This window comes from Parasutterella excrementihominis YIT 11859 (assembly GCF_000205025.1).
Lineage (GTDB): Bacteria > Pseudomonadota > Gammaproteobacteria > Burkholderiales > Burkholderiaceae_F > Parasutterella > Parasutterella excrementihominis.
Genome location: NZ_GL883764.1, coordinates 23,461 through 41,250, shown reverse-complemented (window position 1 = coordinate 41,250; position 17,790 = coordinate 23,461). Strand labels below are relative to the sequence as shown.

Here is a 17,790-nt window from a genome sequence, read left to right as displayed (position 1 = left end):
AGAAGCTAACAGGCCCGCTAATCTGACTAATAGAGTAGCGGAAAAAGACGCCAAAAAAAAATGAAATTATTCTGCTTCTAATAAGTTTGATCCATCTGAGTACGGTACTTCGACAACCTGACAAAAGTCACTGCATAAATCAGGATGGTCAAGAGTCCCTCCGATATTCCTATAGGGACACAATTCTTAATCGAAAAACCAAATTCAGGGTGGCTGATTTTGTACAAAACAGTTTTTGTACATCTCCAGTTTCTTAATGCTCATATATCTCATTTATTTTTAGCAGTACTGGAGAGTCTTAAAGCAATCTCAGCTGAAGTTTTAACTCCTAATTTTTCAGCAATCCGGGCCTTGTGAAATTTCACTGTCCTTTCCGAACAACCGAGACGTTCAGCGATTTGTTTATAAAGTAAACCTTGTGCAAGGAGCTGAGCAACCTCTCGCTCTCTTTGCGAAAGAGAGCTCGTCGCTTCTCTTTCAGCTTCTTCCTTTTGACTTCTCAAGAAGTGGAGCAGGTCACTTTGACACGCCTGAAAAACAGCCCCCTTCAACCTCTGGGGATCAACCGGTTTCAGCATAAAATCCTGGGCACCGTGTTTCAATGCAAGCACGGCCATATCAACATCTCCGTGCCCAGTGACGAAGATGATAGGAATCTCTCGTTCAAGAATCTCTAACTTTTGCTGAAGCTGCAGACCTGAAAGTCCCGGCATCCGAACATCAAGAATCAGACAACCGATTTGAACGTTTTCAGAAGCAAGGTAATCTTCCGCACTATTAAAGATCCTGCAGTTCCAGCCGGAACAACGAAGCATAAATTCGTAGGATTTCGCGACAGTCTCATCGTCGTCCACAATTCTGACTAAAGACTTTTCCTGAACTAAGCGGAGAACTGATGGGTCTATAGGCTTGGAAGAAGGATACATGCGATGACCTCTTTATTTTGCTGACGAATGCTGAGCTGGCCGCCCCAGCGTTCAACGACTCTTGCCGCAATAGCCAATCCCAGTCCGAGACCGTTGGCTTTCGTTGAGTTCTTCACGGCAAACAGGTTATTAAAGGATTCTTTATGCTCTAAAAATCCTTCATTGGCGACAGTAACGGCGGCTTCACCGTTTTCGCAGGAGATTCCGACGGAGATGACTGGTTTCGTTTCCTGCTGAGTTATCGCTTCGGAAGCGTTATTGAGCAAGTTGAGAAGGACAATTTCAAACTGAGTGGGATCAATCCGGACTGAAACCGAGGCGTTGTTCAACGTAACGATATTGACTTCGTATTTTCCGCCTAATTCTCTATACGTTTCGATGATGGACGGAACCAACGAATTTAAATTGACTTCCCGGACCTTCGATTCTTTTCCCTTAATCAGTCCGCGCATATGCTCAATGATCGAAGATGCTCGGATGGACTGTTCATCAATGACCTTGAGCGCTTCCTCTAAAACTTTCTCATCGTAATCCGGAGAATGGAGGATATCTCTGAGCCCTTCTGAATAGTTCCGGATAACTGTGAGCGGTTGTCTGAGCTCATGCGCGATCATGCTGGAAAGCATACCGACAAGATTGATTTTTTCCATGTCATGTAAGTGACGATTCGCACTGACGGCCGCTTGATGCTCGGCAAGCTTTTCTTTCATCGTCTGCCTAAGACGTTCGGTCCTTCTTTCTACCTGTCGTTTCAAGATGAGGTTGTGAAGGAAAACAGCAATCATCACGATAAAAACAATGAGAATAAAACTCCAGTAGTTCCGAATGAATTCCTTCCAGTCCCAGTTTCTCAGGTATTCGTAATGTCCAACCTTTAAGTTTTTATACAGATTGTCTAGTTCGGCAAAGTTCCGCGGAACACTCCATTCATTGCCTTGAACGGCAGGAAGGGAAAACAAAACTTTCGTAGTTTCTTTCCTTAATGTTTCTGAAGTATTCTTAGTTGCAGCAAAAACCCATCCGGGATAAAGACCTGTAGAGCGAACGCAATGTTCCTTTGAACTTGTCTCACGTGGTTCGATCACTCTGAATTCATTGCCTTTAATCTGTCCGGAAGACGAGAGTTCCTCGAGAAGGCATGTTCGTACGATCGCAGCCTCACATTTGCCGGCTTTCAGGTCCTCAAGAACTTTTGGCATGGGATAGCCGGAATAGTGAATAGAACTAAAAAATTTATCCGGATCAAAGCCTCTGCGATTGAGCTCACCTAAAGCAATGTATAAACCGCCGTAAGCATTCGGCGCGACGGCGCAGACGCTTTTTCCCTTTAAATCTCGAAGAGAAAAATTATTGCCGTTCTGCTGAGGAACAACAAAAACAGAACCTAATGCTCTGTCTGGGCGCCTAAAAAATTGATTGCTTTGAGAGGCAAGGGCAGTGGTATCGAGCTTCTGTCTGCTCGAAACATAGAATCCCGGATTGGAGATAAAGAAATCTAATTTTCCTGTAGCAATGGCTTTCTCTAACCCCGGAAGATCGTAAGTCGAAACCTCCACATTCCTCGGTTTTAATTTGTCCTTGAGAACAGAGGCTGTCTCGGCATAAAGAACGTTTTCGGCTTCATTGCCGGAAGTGTTGAGAATGCCGAGATGAATGGTCTCCGCATACAGCTGAGAAGAAAAAAGGAGCAGCGGAATGAACAAAAGCTTGATATTCATCAAATTTAGGCGCGGAGACTCCTTCCTTCAGGCAGGGGAGGAAGCGCCTCCTCCTTTCGAATTTCTTTTAAATAGGTCCGTCTCTTCTCCAGCAGACGCAGCTTTTTGCAGCTTATGCCCGCTGAAATGCGGGTGCCGTCGAGCTTTCGTACATCAAAAGACCCGGAGGATCGACGGCCGAAAATAAAGCCTTCTTCTCCCTGGCAAACAACTTTGTCAAAAAGACGGAAGCCTTTGACCTCAAAAGGCGCCTGATTGCGCTTTCGAAGCCCGTGTTTGAGGATGGAAAGCTTGTGAATCTGCCGGTTGTTCCGGCGCGTCTGCTTCTGGAAGAAGAATTCGCAGAGCCTTTCGGCGCCGAGGTTGCCGGCGATGCAGAAAGCATCCGCACAATGCGACTTGTCGATGCCGTTCACGATTCGTGTGTGCTTGGTTCGGTAGCCGTAGGTGTTGTGCACCTCCAGCTCAGGATGCGACGCCTTTAGGCGGTTCAGTACCTCCCAGCGCATAATTCCCATGAAGGCTTCCGCACGGAACGACTGCCCGCGCTTGGTCTTCAGCTTGATTTCTCTGCGATGAAGTGCTTTATGGCACGTCTCACAAAGCGTGAGCAGGTTGCCGGGCGAGTCTCCGCCAGTGCGTCTGCTTTCCAAGTGATGAACATTGAACACCGGATCTTTCGATCTGCCGTGACAATGCTGACAAGCGTGCCCGTCTCTGAAAAGAACATACTCTCGAACATTCCAGAAACCAAGCTGTTCTCCCTCTTGGTACTCTTTTCCCGAAATGTCGGGATTCTTCAGCAGCTGCGTGTCGAAGGACGCCGTTTCCACGGTGATCTTCGTGACCGGCAACAGTCGAAGAATCGCTCCTATGCGCGACAAGTGCGCGTTGATTCGATTTTCAACCGACGGAGCAAGCCAGCCTTTGCGCTTGGTGCGGATGCGGTTGTCGAACCTCGGTGCGCGATAGCGCGTTTTGCGGTTACGGCGGGACTGCCGTAACGTACGACGAGCAGAGAGCAGATCAGAGACGTCCGGACGGAGTTCGACTTCTGATGCATAAAGCTCAGCCTTTTCCGTTGATGCGGAAAGGCCGACATGTTTGTATCCGGCATCAACACCCAGACTCACCGGCTGTTTGGACTCGCCCGTTGCAATCGTCAGCTGTATGGTGAAAGGCGTGCGCCTTACAACAATAGCTTTCTTCTCTTTAAGCAGAAGGCGCGCTTTTGCCGGTGAACAGGGCATCAGCGGCTTTCCACGTTTGTTTAGTAGAAATACTCTCAAGTTTTCTCTCCTCGGTCTTTCGACCGGTTGTGATCCTTCGCCAATGTTGGAAGGGGTTTCAAGCCGACAGCACCGCTCCTACCTCTCAGAGCTTTTAACCATCGGCCGCAGAGCGCGGGACTAGGATCTGCATCCCGCGGTGCCTGTGCATTCCCAACCAACGTAGTCCTCAAAACGACGGACTGAGGCTAGTCAACTAGAGACTTTTTCAAGCCTCGGCCTTTAGGCCGAGGTAGTTGACAACTGCTCCTAATCGTTTTTATTTATCGTTTCATTAGCAAGTCTATTCGCTACAGAAACAATATTCGAATAGAAATTACCCGCATGCCGGTCCGAAATCGCATCGGCAAGAAGTCGAGTCCATTCTAAATGCGAAACCGCTTCTCGAAGAAGACCGATATCCTCTGACTCTTTTAAATCTCTATCTTCAGTCCGCCGTCTTTCGAGAAGCATCCCGATGCAGTAATAGATAAAGCCGAGATGGTCTTCCGGTTCATTGGAATCCGTATTAGGCTTCAAACCGCAAGCCCTTAAGATTTTCCTTAATTCGTCTCTCGGTTCCTGCATTGCGAGACCCGTTAACCAGACGCTCTCGTAAAGAGAAAGACTCGAACCCCCGAGACAAAAGAGAGAGCCGTAATCTCGTCCGAGTGCCTGCAAGTCGAGCTGCTCAGAAAGCTCCTCATACTCGGCTTGAGAAATCAACCCGCATTGTCGGCAATTCTCTAATCCTAAAGTTAAGAGCTGAACATTCTCTTCACTGGGGCCGTTTAAAAAGAGAAGCCCCAGTGTTTTGAAGAAGAGCTCTGAACATTGTTCGGAAGAATGATTCAATTCAACCTCGCTTTGTTTGATGCTCACCATATTAATTAGAAGAAGAGTTCTCGGGACTCAAAGTAAATGTTCGGTTTCGTACGGTTGACATCCTCTTGCTTAAATCCGAGAGCAGTGCGTGTTGCATTCGGATGAAGCTTCAGAATTTCTTCTACGGGAAGAAGCTCTAATGCTCGTCCGGGGCAAGATGCCACACAAGCAGGTTTAAGTCCTTTTTCTAATCTGTCATAACAAAGATCGCATTTGGTCATGGGAGGTCTGGGCCCCTCAGCCTGCAAATCTTTGTAGTACTGAGGTGCGTCCCACGGACAGGCAGCTCGGCAGGCTCCGCAGCTGATGCACTTGGAAGAATCCACTCGGACTGCGCCGTATTTAGCTTCCTTAGAAATGGCCTTAACAGGACAAACCGGAATACACGCCGGTTCAGAACAATGATTGCAGCCGATCGATAACGGAACAATGGCAATGTTCGGAGCTTTTGTGCCGAATTCAAAAAACGTCACGCGTCTCCAGTTTTCTTTCGCATCAAATCTGCGAAGAATATCTTTTGAGTGTGCGCCGTTAAGCGTATCCGCTCTTGCGCCCGCGCCCCAAGAGGCGGGTGTATCAAAGGTCCCGGCCGTAGCCTCTGTTAATGCTCTGTTGAGATTGGCGTCTCCTCTTTTGCTCTCATTCCATTCTTTACAGGCGATGACACAAGTTTTGCAGCCTAAGCAGCGTTTCTGATTGAAGAAAAATGCATATTGAGTCATGGTTTATTCCTTATATCCTTGTCGATGAACTTAGGCTGGTTTTTGTTTGCTGACTTCGCAAAGATTTCCGCCCGCTGCAAATCCGCCTGACTTGTTGGTCTGCAGGTGAAGCACTGGATCTGCTGCTCCGATATCACGGTCTGTCGTTAGTGTGTTGACGGCTCCGCCGACATCCACTGCGACAATGTGCTTCTCAGGTTTTCCATCGCCGTCTAAATCAAACCATGCTTCGTATTTCTCCGTCGGGCTGGGCTGATACCAAGCGCCTTCACCGATAGAAACCACACCCGGCAATTGACGCAGAGTAATTTGTGCCGGAATTTTCATGCAGCCTGCATCGTTATGCACATACACTTCGTCTCCGTCGGAAATGCCTCGTTTTTGTGCATCTTCAGGGTTGATGAAGACGCAATGCGGGAAGGCGTCCATCAAAGAAGTCGTGTTATCAAAAGAGGAGTGACTTCTGTTGGGCATATGAGGAGTTGTGAACTGAAGACTGTATGCAATTCCTTTCGCACCTTTTTTACCTTCAAGCAAATCCTCAATTCCCTCGGGCGGTCTGACATACTGAGCACGAGCTGCTTTCTGTTTTAATCGTCCTCTTTCCGCAAGGAAAGGAGAGTAGAAGTTAATCTTGCCGGTATCGGTCGGGAATTCTCCCGGAGCAAATCTGGCCGCGTCGATGACAGAAGTTTCCGGTTTAACAAAGAGCTGAACGTTGCCTTCCTTCTGCATTTCTTCAAAGGTCGGAAGCTTGAATTCAGGATTGAGTTCCTTGTATTTTTCCGGAACCTTGGCGCCTGCCCACTGAATCTTCATGACATCGACGTCGGACTTACCGTCACGACCCCAGTTAATGCCGAGACGCTGAGCAATCAATTCGTTAATCTGCCAGTCGGTTTTGCATTCATACATCGGATCAAGAATCTGATTCACGAAATTCGTATCTGTTTTGACTCTGGAACCGGTGATGAAACTTTCTTCGAAGTGAGTGACAACCGGGAAAATAATATCCGAGTACCTGGCCGTCGTGCTCATGAAGCGGTCATAGGTAATAACGGAAGTTAATTTATTCCAGGCTTCTAATTTCGGATTGATGGCCGCACGCTGATTGAAAACGTCTCCGCTTCCGGCTCCCTTAATAAACATTTCAAGATGGAGCCTCGGATCTTCGCCTAAATCGATGCCGTTCAGAAGCTTAATATCTTCTCTTAATTGTTCCGGTGTGCGCGTGTCGCGCCCCGTCATAATGACTTGGCTCGAGACGTGTGTAGAGAACAAAAGCGGTTTGAAGGTCTTGCCGTGTGCCATGCCCGGAGCTTTGCCGAGTTTCACGGACATACCTTCATTCGGAGACAAAGAACCGATACCGCCGCCTCGAACAGTGGCATTTCCTGTCATTGCAGCCAGAGCCAGCATGAGCCAGGTGTAGTACATGCCGTTTCCGGTTCTTTGTGCCCCGCCGGCTGTCCAGGCAGAATAGATACAGGCAGGTTTGGTTTTACCGTAAGCAATCGCCAGATTCTTAATCGTCTTAGCAGGAACGCCGGAAAGAAGTTCAGCCCATTTCAAAACGCCTTCTTCGCCGCCATGTGCTGTATTCAATTCATCTAAATATTCAACAAAACTTTGTCCCTGCGGGACAGTGAAGCTTTGACCTTTCCATGGATGACCGTCAATAGGGCTCTTAGCCGGAGAATTGCTGATGACAGAGTCTCCGGGGAAGAATCCGAAGGTGTATTCCTTGATATAAGCGGGATTATGCAGATTTCTGCGATAGATCGTGTTGGCCATGGCAGCAAGGATTGCGGAATCAGTTCCGGGTCTCGGAGCTATCCAAGCAGGTACACCCGGAATGCCGGTTGCCATTGCTCCTACCGTTCCGGTGTATCTCGTATCAATCACGACAATCGGAATACCTTTCTCTCGTGCCTTCGTCATGATGAAAGGTAAGTGAGGAGAAGTGGTTTGTGGGTCGGCTGACCAAACAATGATCAGTTTGGAATTCAGCATATCGATAGCCGGATGACCTTTAACGCCTTTTCCTAAGGCGTTATAAAGGCAGTCGTTTTGATTGCCGGCCGAATGGTGACCGTAAGCAGAAAGGCATGGCCCCAGCATATTTAACGGAGCGCAGCCATTGTTCCAAATCGGCAGGTAGCCGAGTTCTTTTTGGCGATCCTGCATTTTGCGGATTGCCTCACAAGCTCTGTCTAATGCTTCGTCCCAGGAAACACGTTTAAAGCCGGCTGTATTTCCTCTTTCAATCGTTTGAATCAGAGGATATTTAAGACGGTCGGGAGCGTATAAACGTTTTCTTTCTGCATAACCTTTCATACAGGCTCGGCGCTGTATCTTTCCGATAGATTCATCGGAAGGAAGACAGTCTTTGGAAGGAATGTCGCCGGCACTGGTTAAGGCAAGGAGCTTTCCGTCTTTGACGTGAGCTTTGAGCATGCATTGTCCGTGACAATGGATTTCATGATAAGTATTAACAACTTTTACGTCGTCTTCCAGGGCAGGAATCGAACCGTTAATCAAAGGGGATTTTTGATTGTTAATGGCTTGAGCCCAAGTATTCAGACTCAATGAAGATGTGGCAGCGCCCACGGCTGTCGTACCTAAGAAAGTCCGACGTGTAATCCTTTTGGCTGTCATGTGCTCTCCTTAGTATTCGAGAAAAGAGGTGATGCAGCTATTTTGAATTTTTAGAGCAGGAGCGGGAACTGTCTATTAGTGCAGTTATTCAGTTTTGGAATAGCGAATCTCCCTTTAATTCTCCGATAACGCTGTGCGTCAGTAAGTTGGAGATCTCGAACTGTGATTTGCCTCTATTTTTGTTTCACCGGCAAAAATGCAAAACAAGTGTCTCAAGGCGTTGACACTAGTTTGCTTGCTTCAGATAATTTATTTGTTCTAACCAAGGAGAACAAAATGACCTCGATATCTAGAAGAAGTTTTCTTGTCGGTTCAACAGCAATGGTATGCAGTCTGCCGACATTTGCCGCCGAACCGGAAAACAAGTTTGATGAATCTGCCGATGTAGTGGTTGTCGGATTAGGCGGTGCCGGCGCCGCTGCTGCGATAACTGCCGCGGATCATAAGGCTTCTGTAATCATTCTTGAAAAACAACCTTTAGCCACTTTGCGCTCCAACACTCGAATGTCAGGCGGTTGGGTACATTGTCCGGATAAAGACGGAAATAAAGAAGAACTGCGCAAATACTTCAGAGCTTTATTCTCTGCTAAATACGCTGACAAACCATCCGTCGGAGAAGAAGATGACATCTCGAACGGAATGGCTGAATATTGGGTCGAATACACGCCGAACTTGATGGACTGGCTTAAATCTCTTGACCCTGAACTTAAAGGCCAAAAATTTAGCGGACCGGCTCAGTATGTTAACTTTCCCGGAGCTAAAACCAGCTCCTATGCTTCCTATCACTTAATGTTTCCCGCCAGGATGGGCAAAACTTCCAGCTATAACGGTCCCAAGAGTGAAGCGACAGAAGGGGAGGCTCTTTGGCGCGCATTAGAAAAAGGCATTCAAGATAGAAGCAGCCTGATTAGAGTCATCGATAACGCTCCGGCAGTTTCGTTAATCCTCAATAAAGACGGCCATGTAGTAGGTGTAGTTGCAAAGAAAGACGGTAAAGACATTCATATTCAAGCTAAGAAGGGTGTGATTCTTGCGTCCGGAGGTTATGAGTACAACGCTGAAATGCGCAAAGCATTTTTGCCCGGACCTTCTGTCGGAGGCTTTGCGTTCTACGGAACTCCTTACAACGAAGGAGAAGGTATTCGTATGGGCATAAAGGCCGGAGCTGCTTTATCTAAAGTCTCAACTTGTGCTGCACGAATGATCTGGGCTCCTCCTGTTTACCACAACGGAATGCGCTTAGGTGTCACAACTGTCGGAGTCGGAGCTCCTGGTTCTTTCGTTGTTAATGCTCTGGGAGATCGTTTCATCGCTGAGAACAAGATCATGGGAGGAATTACCAACAATAGCGTCTATGAAAAAGCCGCCGAACAGAATCTTGATACCATGACATATGACAATATGCCGGCGTGGCAGATTTTTGAAGAGAAAATATTCAAATCTCGCCCATTAGCAAATCTCACTCGTTCGACAGTTGGCTACGGTTTCGTTGACTACGGGGCTTCAGATAATTCTGATGCCTTAAAGAAGGGTTGGATCCTAAAAGCAGATTCGATTGAAGAGCTAGCTAAGAAGATTGCCGAAACTTCTGTCAATAAAGGAAGAATGAATCCCCAGAAACTGGCAGAAACATTGAAGCGTTTCAATGAAATGAGCACGGCAGGGAAAGACGAAGACTTCGGACGAAATCCTAAGTCTTTAAAACCTCTTGAGGGAACTGTCTTTTATGCTATTCCGTTGTTTGCCGGCGGATCAAATACCAAAGGCGGCCTGAAGACGAATGCAGAACACCAAGTTCTTGACTGGGACGGCAAGCCGATTAAAGGTCTGTACGCAGCTGGAGAAATCGCCTGTGGTTTAAATAGAGGCGGAGCGATGCTTACTGATGCGCTGGTTTTTGGTCAGGTGACAGGAAAAGCGGCAGCGTCTAGTAAATAAGCCATTGTTTGTTGAGAAGAAGATTTAACGCATTTATTCAATTCAACTCCTTTTCAAGTTCCAAACGCCCTGATTTACAGGGCGTTTGGATATGATTTAGTTCAATTTATAAGCCCAACATTCATTCGAGTAAAGAAAATCAGCCTAATAATACAGACTACAGCTCCGGCTACTAATGTGGCGCTTCAAGCCTAAAAAAACGTTTCGGAAGTAAGGAATTTTCTTTATCGTGAACGAGGAAGGCCTAGATTAGTAGATAGCTGCGGATCCAGAAGTTGCAGATAGGCGTGGTTCTCCAAATTTTCCAGGAAGCGTCCGGGATCTCCGAGAAAGACTAGACAAGATATTTGTCCAAAAAGGGTTACATTGCAAAACAGACTAGTAGGGGATCGTTTTTCAGACAACTTGGGCGGAATCCCTTGGGAAAAGCTTAAGAAATGACAAAAGTAGGGTGCCTTTTCGAACCCACAAAGCAACACAAATTTTCTTGCAAGAGATTCATCATTGGCCAGTAAGGCTTGGCGCATTTCTTGGGTATTCAGCCAATTTTCACAATCAGGAAAGGATAAGAAGAGGAATTCATAGGCAATTTTTAAGAATGGTAGAACCGGAAATTTAGTATCGAGAGTTATACTCCCCTCCAATAACAGATTATCGAATGTCCTTTCGACTAAATCGGTATTTGTAATTTTGGGACCATATTTTTTTGTTGCCTTATCTAACCTTTTTTTAATAGTTTCTTTATCCGAAGAATCGCAACTCCATCGCAGAGTAATTTTTCCCTCTTCTTCACTTTGAACTATAGGAGAAGGGAGACTTCGAGCAACTAACTTACCCTCATCTTGAAACAGTCTGAACTTTCTACCATTCTGGTCATACATAATGGTAGGAAGAAGCAGTGGAATTTTTCCCGTTTTTCCGGTTATACCGTGGGTTGCCCTAATTATTTTGATGGGTCCGTAGTTAGTTAGTTGAGTGTCGACTTTTTCTCCTAATTTAGAGTTGCAGTCTTTACACAAGCAATTAAAAATGAGTTTGCCATCTAGGGCATCGGGGATTATATGCTCCACAGTAAGTGGAGAGATTTTGTTGCAAAGAATGCATTTCGCTAACTGTTCGGTCATCGCAGTTTTATTCGCTTAACTAATTAGAAAAGTTATTGTTTTCCCTTCGGAAGGGTTACGAATATTTTTTGTAGCTTTGTAGTCCAGAGCTTAGGAAACTTATTAAGGTCTGACTAAAGGTTAGTCAACCTTCATAGGATAACTCCATTTTGAAAAGGAAGCAGACGAAACCTAACATAGAGTAGTTCACTAATATCTTTTTGTCATATTTGTTGGCAGTCTTTAGAAGGGATGTCGCCGGTACTGGTTAAGGCAAGCAATTTTCCGTCTTTGTCGTGAGCTTTGAGCATGCATTGTCCGTGGCAATGGATCTCATGGCAAGTATTAACAACTTTAACGTCGTCTTCCAGAGCCGGAATCGTTCCGGTAATCAAGGTGATTTTTGGTTGTTAATGGCTTGAGCCCAAGTATTCAAACTAAATGAAGTTGAAGCGGTGCCCACGGCTGTCGTACCTAAGAAAGTCCGACGTGTAATCCTTTTGGCTGTCATGTGCTCTCCTTAGTATTCGAGAAAAGGGGTGATGCAATCATTTTGATTTCTTGGGTTGAACTTGGAAACTGTCTATTAGTGCATTTATTCAATTTTGGAATAACGATCTTCTCCCTAATGGTCCTTGTTTTTCCTTAACCATCTTTCAACGACTCATCTGAGTTTATTCGTTCGTTAGCTTTGGTTTCGTAAACTATTGCGCCACGGTTAAAGCGGGTGCCTTAAAGAAGGGCTGGAGAATGCTAAAAGAAGATTCGATTGAGGAGTTAGTCGAGAAGAGTACTCGAACTTTTTAATCAATAAAGGAAGAATGAATTCTCAGAAACTGGCAGAAACATTGCAAAGTTTCAATGAAATGGGCTCAGCCGGAAAAAACGAAGACTTGGGAAGAAATCCTAAGTCCTTAAAAGCTCTAGAGGGACACGTTTTTATGCCATTCATTTTTTGTGCAGGAGTATCAAAAACAATAGGCGGTCTGAAGGCCAATGGAGAGCATCAAGCACTTGATTGGGGCGGAAAGCCCCTAAAATCCCCCTACGCAATAGATGAGGTCGCCTGTGGTTTAAAAAGAGAAGGTGGCTTACTGATGCACTGGTTTTTAGTGGTGAAATATATTACGGATAATAAATAAGTCGGTAATCGAACGTTATAAACCTTAATATTCTTTAGCCTCTTTGGAGGCTGAAGAATGATGTGAAAGAATGAGTTAGACGAGTAATATTTTGTTAAGGATCTAATTAATTAGCGAATCTTAATGAAATCTAATATTACTAGAGACCCGCGAGTAGGCTAAACTTTAAATCCAGTTTTTAGAAAAACACTATTCAGAAAAAATGTCCGACCTCAAAAAAGCACTAAACCAAGCTCTGTCTCAACTGTCTATTCTTTTAGAAGCTGCTGATGAAAAATCTGGCAACCTCTCTCCCGAAGAAAAGAATTGGCAAAATGGAACAGTTGGGGATATCAAAAAAACAAAGAGTTGGCTAGAAGAAATACTGGTTGATAGTAAATTATTTGAGAAGAATATTTCTTTTCAAAAATTTGTAGTCGCGGTTCTAAAGAACTTAGATCTGAATACTGTCCTCTACTTCTTAAATTATCCTAGGAGTCGTTCTGTTTATTCTGCATGTGGAAATCGTTTCAAAGGCGTATTGCAGCTAGAAGAATCTTACAAAGTAATGAGAGACCTTGACTTCGGCGATCGTAATACGGTAGTTGTTGGAGCCAATGGATGTGGAAAAACATCGCTCGCCACTCAACTGCAACAAATTGTGCATAAAAATCTTGGAATCGTAATACCGGCCCAAAGAGTTCTTCTAATCCCCAATATTAAGAATATTCCTTCTAAGACCACTGCGGATGCAATTTATGAAACGTTTGACAGGTCCATTCCAAATTACAAAAAAAATTTTAGTATTGATAACCCAACTCGGTATCATTCTTACGAAGAAGCCATTGGTAGCGAATTTACTTTTCTCTTGACACAGCTTTTTTCTGAAAAAATAGCAAATTACTTTAAGTTGGAAGATGAATTCAACGCGAACCCGAAAGATCCAGGAAAATTTGCATCGTTTTTTAATTCAAAAGCAAATGAAGTTATAGGGATATGGGAATCTTTATTTCCCGGTTTAATACTTAAGTTGAAAGAGACAGGATCTCTTCGTGTCAGAAGAAAGACCACAATAGAATACGATGGTAATTCGCTGAGTGAAGGAGAAAAAGAGACCCTTTACCTTATCGGGAGAGTTTTGCTGGCTCCTAAAAACTCTTTAATTATTGTTGATGAACCAGAAGCTCATTTACATAAATCCGTTGTTTGCGCACTTTGGGACAAATTAGAACAGAAAAGAGAAGACTGCGTATTCTTTTATTTTACGCACGATATAGATTTCGCTGTTACAAGAGACGCAAAAAAAATCTGGATAAAGTCTTTTGAATATCCAAATCACTGGGATTTTAGATTTCTGAGTGATGACACAATTCCAGAAGACCTCTATCTGGAGTTACTGGGAAGTAAAAGAAAAGTTCTTTTCTGTGAGGGAAAAAAGCAAAGCTTTGATTACAAATTGTATTCTGCACTTTTTCCAGATTTTTTTGTTGTACCAGTGGAAAATTGCTCAAAAGTACGAGCATATACAAGGGCTATGAATTCGGGAGGGCTGGCCAATGTACAAGCACTGGGGATTATAGATAGGGACTTGTTGACTGAAGAGGATGTTTCAGAGTTAATTAAAGAAAACATTTACGTCTTAGGTGTTTCTGAAATAGAAAATGTTTTCCTTCTCTCTGAATTATTGAAACCCTTTGCTTCAGCACAAGGTGACAATATCGATTTTGAAGCTATGCAGACTGAACTTCTTAATAAAATTGCAGAAAAAAAAGAAGAGATGCTTCAGCAAGCGAGATGTTTCTATGCAACACAAATTTTTTCTAAAACAGAGTTTAAAAGACGCTGTTCAGACTCTGAAATTTTACAATCTCTGAATGATAGAACTGAAAAAGGTATCCTTATTCTTACAAAATTAGTAAGGGATCTTGATTTAAAACTTTCGGACGCAGTAAACAAACGAGACTATGCAACTGCGGTAGAAGTAGCGTTCGATAAAGGTCTGATAACTACTGTTCAGCGTTTCTTTTATAGTTCGAGTGCCGATTATTTAAGAGCAAAGTTGATTAACTTTCTAAAGCGGGATAGAGGTGTCGCCGAAAAGGTTATCGAAAGAATTGGCCTTGGTGGAATACTTTGTGAACTTGAAAAATCCAAGTAGGGAGGTGGGCTCGATTATTCTTGATCCATATCTTAATTCTCCTAATAAATACCTACTTAAAATGCGGCAACGAAAATGTTAGATAGGAGCGGTCCTAAAACAAGGATAATTTTTACCTGATCATCTTTTTCGGTTTGATCAGTTGAAATGCTCTTAATAGGGAATAAGATATTTAGTGGTTGCAACTATATTTAATTGATAACAGATGAATAAACGTAAATCGGAGTAAGTTATTCAAATAAAAAATGTTGTAATCTAAAATATAATTTAGTTTAGGATTATGAGTATTTTCTAATTCAATAGATTTATATTTTTTCTTTGAGGTATTGTTCAATTAGGGTTGGTATTCCATATTTGTTTTTGATACGTTGAATCATCTCATTAGAAGGTCTACCTTGTGCTTTATAAATTTTTTCTAAAGTACTGAGGAGGTTTTTCCTTTCATTTACAAGAGAGGGTTCGTTAAGATTTAATTTTGATATTGTGTTTTCAAGTTTTATAAAGTCACGAGGAGATAATTCATCAAGAGGTAGGACCTTTATTTCACCCTCTCTGGTGTAAAAAAGAAAATTCTCTATATATTTACCATTTATTAGTTGATCCGGTTTAATTGTTTCTTTGATGTCTATTTCTTTACATTCTGTTAAGTTATCTTTCGCGATACCGCAATGACCATTGCTCATGCAAGATAGATAAAGATTGCTTTTGTCGTATGTGAGGTTGGTGAATAAACTCCTAGAAAAATAATGATCAATGTGGCTATTTTCTATATCTATTCTCTTCTCACAGTAGGCACAATACTCTCCTTGCGAAGACAGAAGGTCTCTTTTAATATCAGAGTATAGATTATAGTGTTTCGTGACAAAGTCAGACCAGCTCAAGCGTAATATCTTCTTCTTTGTTTGCTTTCTCAATGTGTCAAACAATTCTCCCTGAGTTTTTGCGAAATATCTCATTTTATTGTTTTGATGTTAATAATATATCCAAGAAATTAACGTATGGGTCGTCTTTCCCAAAGTGTAATTTCAGCTTTTCTAATTCTCGTTTGGCTATTTCAATTTGATTTGATCTGATATGGGCTTCGCATTCAGATAGCAGATTAACAATTTCCTGATCTCCCCTTTCATTTAAATCAAAAATATTAGCAATTACGGAGTCGAATTGACTACCTTCGGTTTGAGATGTGGGATGGCCGGCATCAGTTGGATATTGCGAATCCAAAACATAAATTTCAGATTTGGGAACTGTCTGAATAACGAACGGACTATGTGTAGATGCAATAATCTGTATGTTTGGAAAAGCTTTTTTTAATGTAGGGAAGATCTTTCTTTGCCAAGAGGGATGAAGGTGATTCTCTATTTCATCAATTAATAAGACTCCTCTCTGATTTGAGATATTTTCTTTTGACTTTAGAAAGATATTCATGAGGATATCTAAAAATAAAATCATAAAGCTCTTTTGACCTAGGGAGAGATCCTTAAATTTGGTTCGAAGATCATTTCTCCAGTCAAGAATAATTTCATCTTCTCCTGAGCTTTGATCGAGCCTTATATTTTTAAACGTTTCAAATATTTTGCTTAATAGTTTCTTAACCTCTTCAATAATTAGTGTTGATGACGCATATCCCTCGGAAGAAGGATTGGAAATGACCTTGAATTGTTTAATTAACCAGTTAATCGAAGGAAAGGTAGAAAAGTTGTTTTCGTCTGCCCGAATATTTCCAGAATCTATCCCTTTGGAAACAAAGCGGTTTGCTGGGTAATAAAGAAGGACTGGAAGGGCGTGACCATATTCATTAGCGAGTATTCTTAAGGTTCTACCTAACGATCTAAAAGATGCTACTTCATTTGTTACAGTTTCGGTGGAACCTTTTTTCGTGGTTCGAAGGATCAATGTCCGAGTTTCAGCGGAATAATTAGGAAGAGTAATAGAAAGTGCGAGCTCTGTGAAGCTACTAGGTTGATTGTAACTTATATCGCTTTCTGTTAAGCGTTTCCCTTGGGATTGTTCTCCAGAAATACCAGCATCCAACCAAGATAAACCTCTTGCAATCGCTGTTAAAAGATTGGTTTTTCCTGCCCCATTTATTCCCACCAAAATCGCGTTCGGGCTTTGATTTTTTTTAGGAGAAAAGTGAATAGAAAAAGGTTTTCCGTTAGCAGAACTAAAATTTTTGTAATTGAAAAGGGTTAATCTCGATACGAAAAAAGACTGGAAATAAGCTTTTTCGTCGATCTCATGTACAAGACTCTTTTGGCCCCCTATCTCTAACTCCCAACCAATATTGTCGGATCTTTCTATTTTTGCTTTCAGTTCTGAAAGTGACATATCATATTCCTAGTTTTGACAGTAATACTGGGCTATATTTTTTCTGTAAAGAATGAATAAAGCTTGGTTCAATGGATTTAGCAAAGGACAAGAAACCTTTTAACTTCATTACATCCTCTTCTTCTAAACGCCCTTGTAGGTATTCGAAAGTTAAATGTTTTATATAACGTTTGTTATTCCTTCCAATGGAAATTTTGCCTTCGGGGGTGATGATAAGACCCGTTACCTTGCAAAGGTGCTTCTTGGAGGTGAATACCGTTTTAGAAGGATTTAATCGGATTGCACCATTAAATTTTTGAGTCAGGAGCTCTTGAACAAAAGGCAAAACCTCATATAAAACATTTGGCTCATTAGTCGAGAAAGTCAAATCGTCGGCATATCGAGAAAAAGTAATACCTCTTTGATAACAATAAGAATGTATTTCATTGTCAAAAGACAGCAGACAAAAATTAGATATTGCAGGGGAAGAGGGTGCTCCGACACTAAGGACTAAATCTGATTTATAGGCACTAGGCTGCCAAAAAAGTAATTGCTCGAGACAGATTTTATCAACAGCGTTTAAATAGTTTTGCTCCGGAAATGCTAATTTCCATTGTTCCCAGAAAATTCTGGGGGTGATTGAGTTAAAGAAATTATCAAAATCCAACTTTAAAAAATATTTATTTCCTTTATGTAGTGAAGCATTCTGAAAAATATTTTTGCCTTGTTTGTACGAATAAACGAAGTTACTCGTGGGTAAGTGAACGGCTGAAAGAAAAACTCTTTGGAGAAATTTAATTTCTTTTGATGGTTGAGCTATCGCGCGTTTTCCTCCTCTTTTTTTGGGAATAAAAAAGAGTTTGTACTTGCGGGCTCCTCCATTTAGATGACTCACAAGTAGCGGTTCGGACATATTTAACCGAACCGCCATCCGAGAAATAATTCCCACTTGGGCTCCTTACTAGAGACGGCCTCTCGCCGCTTTA

At 42.8% G+C, this 17,790-nt stretch carries 15 protein-coding genes; 3 read left to right on the top strand and 12 right to left on the bottom strand.

Features of this window, described 5'->3' with window-relative positions; translation table 11 throughout:
* Positions 1–269: 269 nt before the first annotated feature.
* From HMPREF9439_RS12435 to HMPREF9439_RS12410, 6 genes are all read right to left on the bottom strand, one after another.
* Positions 270–926, bottom strand: coding sequence for a response regulator transcription factor (locus tag HMPREF9439_RS12435; RefSeq protein WP_008865130.1), 657 nt, complete (start codon positions 924–926; stop codon positions 270–272).
* A complete protein-coding gene (locus HMPREF9439_RS12430; protein WP_008865129.1) occupies positions 902–2,644 on the bottom strand; it encodes a sensor histidine kinase in 1,743 nt (580 codons plus the stop codon). Before HMPREF9439_RS12430 ends, HMPREF9439_RS12435 begins: the two co-directional genes overlap by 25 nt.
* Before the next feature lie 5 nt (positions 2,645–2,649).
* The gene (gene iscB / locus HMPREF9439_RS12425) at positions 2,650–3,933 is read right to left on the bottom strand and encodes an RNA-guided endonuclease IscB (protein ID WP_087942024.1); all 1,284 of its coding nucleotides are present in this window, start codon (positions 3,931–3,933) and stop codon (positions 2,650–2,652) included.
* 249 nt (positions 3,934–4,182) lie between these two features.
* Entirely contained in the window at positions 4,183–4,767 is a 585-nt protein-coding gene (locus HMPREF9439_RS12420) for a TorD/DmsD family molecular chaperone (protein WP_157645901.1), read from the bottom strand.
* 35 nt (positions 4,768–4,802) lie between these two features.
* Complete coding sequence (locus HMPREF9439_RS12995; protein ID WP_008865125.1) at positions 4,803–5,519, bottom strand: 4Fe-4S dicluster domain-containing protein; 717 nt, start codon at positions 5,517–5,519, stop codon at positions 4,803–4,805.
* A gap of 30 nt (positions 5,520–5,549) precedes the next feature.
* Entirely contained in the window at positions 5,550–8,177 is a 2,628-nt protein-coding gene (locus HMPREF9439_RS12410) for a molybdopterin-containing oxidoreductase family protein (RefSeq protein WP_008865124.1), read from the bottom strand.
* A 276-nt stretch (positions 8,178–8,453) separates the two neighbouring features.
* Between HMPREF9439_RS12410 and HMPREF9439_RS12405 the strand changes: the two genes are divergently transcribed.
* A complete protein-coding gene (locus HMPREF9439_RS12405; protein WP_040603726.1) occupies positions 8,454–10,115 on the top strand; it encodes an FAD-dependent oxidoreductase in 1,662 nt (553 codons plus the stop codon).
* A gap of 224 nt (positions 10,116–10,339) precedes the next feature.
* Here HMPREF9439_RS12405 and HMPREF9439_RS12400 read toward each other — a convergent pair whose 3' ends face one another.
* The 3 genes from HMPREF9439_RS12400 to HMPREF9439_RS13155 form a co-directional block, all read right to left on the bottom strand.
* Positions 10,340–11,239 (bottom strand): HNH endonuclease, encoded by a 900-nt coding sequence (locus tag HMPREF9439_RS12400; protein WP_008865122.1) that lies wholly within the window; start codon positions 11,237–11,239, stop codon positions 10,340–10,342.
* A gap of 203 nt (positions 11,240–11,442) precedes the next feature.
* Entirely contained in the window at positions 11,443–11,613 is a 171-nt protein-coding gene (locus HMPREF9439_RS13250; RefSeq protein WP_008865121.1) for a hypothetical protein, read from the bottom strand.
* On the bottom strand, positions 11,610–11,729 hold the full coding sequence (locus HMPREF9439_RS13155) for a twin-arginine translocation signal domain-containing protein (protein WP_008865120.1): 120 nt from the start codon (positions 11,727–11,729) through the stop codon (positions 11,610–11,612). Before HMPREF9439_RS13155 ends, HMPREF9439_RS13250 begins: the two co-directional genes overlap by 4 nt.
* Positions 11,730–12,039: 310 nt before the next feature.
* Between HMPREF9439_RS13155 and HMPREF9439_RS12395 the strand changes: the two genes are divergently transcribed.
* Together HMPREF9439_RS12395 and HMPREF9439_RS12390 are read left to right on the top strand one after the other, a co-directional pair.
* On the top strand, positions 12,040–12,360 hold the full coding sequence (locus HMPREF9439_RS12395; RefSeq protein ID WP_008865119.1) for a hypothetical protein: 321 nt from the start codon (positions 12,040–12,042) through the stop codon (positions 12,358–12,360).
* A 202-nt stretch (positions 12,361–12,562) separates the two neighbouring features.
* Entirely contained in the window at positions 12,563–14,497 is a 1,935-nt protein-coding gene (locus tag HMPREF9439_RS12390; protein ID WP_008865118.1) for a DUF4435 domain-containing protein, read from the top strand.
* Positions 14,498–14,802: 305 nt separating this feature from the next.
* On the opposite strand, the gene HMPREF9439_RS12385 is transcribed toward HMPREF9439_RS12390, so the two are convergent.
* From HMPREF9439_RS12385 to HMPREF9439_RS12375, 3 genes are read right to left on the bottom strand one after another with little or no spacing between them, the layout of a single operon-like run.
* The gene (locus HMPREF9439_RS12385; RefSeq protein WP_008865117.1) at positions 14,803–15,453 is read right to left on the bottom strand and encodes a retron system putative HNH endonuclease; all 651 of its coding nucleotides are present in this window, start codon (positions 15,451–15,453) and stop codon (positions 14,803–14,805) included.
* 1 nt (position 15,454) lies between these two features.
* A complete protein-coding gene (locus HMPREF9439_RS12380) occupies positions 15,455–16,825 on the bottom strand; it encodes an AAA family ATPase (protein WP_008865116.1) in 1,371 nt (456 codons plus the stop codon).
* A gap of 1 nt (position 16,826) precedes the next feature.
* Entirely contained in the window at positions 16,827–17,753 is a 927-nt protein-coding gene (locus HMPREF9439_RS12375; RefSeq protein WP_040603716.1) for a retron St85 family RNA-directed DNA polymerase, read from the bottom strand.
* Positions 17,754–17,790 lie beyond the last annotated feature (37 nt).

Coding starts and splice junctions, on each gene's coding strand:
- HMPREF9439_RS12430 (WP_008865129.1), bottom strand. CDS start 2,644: ATGAATATCAAGCTTTTGTTCATTCCGCTGCTCCTTTTTTCTTCTCAG.
- HMPREF9439_RS13155 (WP_008865120.1), bottom strand. CDS start 11,729: ATGACAGCCAAAAGGATTACACGTCGGACTTTCTTAGGTACGACAGCC.
- HMPREF9439_RS12995 (WP_008865125.1), bottom strand. CDS start 5,519: ATGACTCAATATGCATTTTTCTTCAATCAGAAACGCTGCTTAGGCTGC.
- HMPREF9439_RS12400 (WP_008865122.1), bottom strand. CDS start 11,239: ATGACCGAACAGTTAGCGAAATGCATTCTTTGCAACAAAATCTCTCCA.
- HMPREF9439_RS12405 (WP_040603726.1), top strand. CDS start 8,454: ATGACCTCGATATCTAGAAGAAGTTTTCTTGTCGGTTCAACAGCAATG.
- HMPREF9439_RS12385 (WP_008865117.1), bottom strand. CDS start 15,453: ATGAGATATTTCGCAAAAACTCAGGGAGAATTGTTTGACACATTGAGA.
- HMPREF9439_RS12410 (WP_008865124.1), bottom strand. CDS start 8,177: ATGACAGCCAAAAGGATTACACGTCGGACTTTCTTAGGTACGACAGCC.
- HMPREF9439_RS12435 (WP_008865130.1), bottom strand. CDS start 926: ATGTATCCTTCTTCCAAGCCTATAGACCCATCAGTTCTCCGCTTAGTT.
- HMPREF9439_RS12380 (WP_008865116.1), bottom strand. CDS start 16,825: ATGTCACTTTCAGAACTGAAAGCAAAAATAGAAAGATCCGACAATATT.
- HMPREF9439_RS12390 (WP_008865118.1), top strand. CDS start 12,563: ATGTCCGACCTCAAAAAAGCACTAAACCAAGCTCTGTCTCAACTGTCT.
- HMPREF9439_RS12395 (WP_008865119.1), top strand. CDS start 12,040: ATGAATTCTCAGAAACTGGCAGAAACATTGCAAAGTTTCAATGAAATG.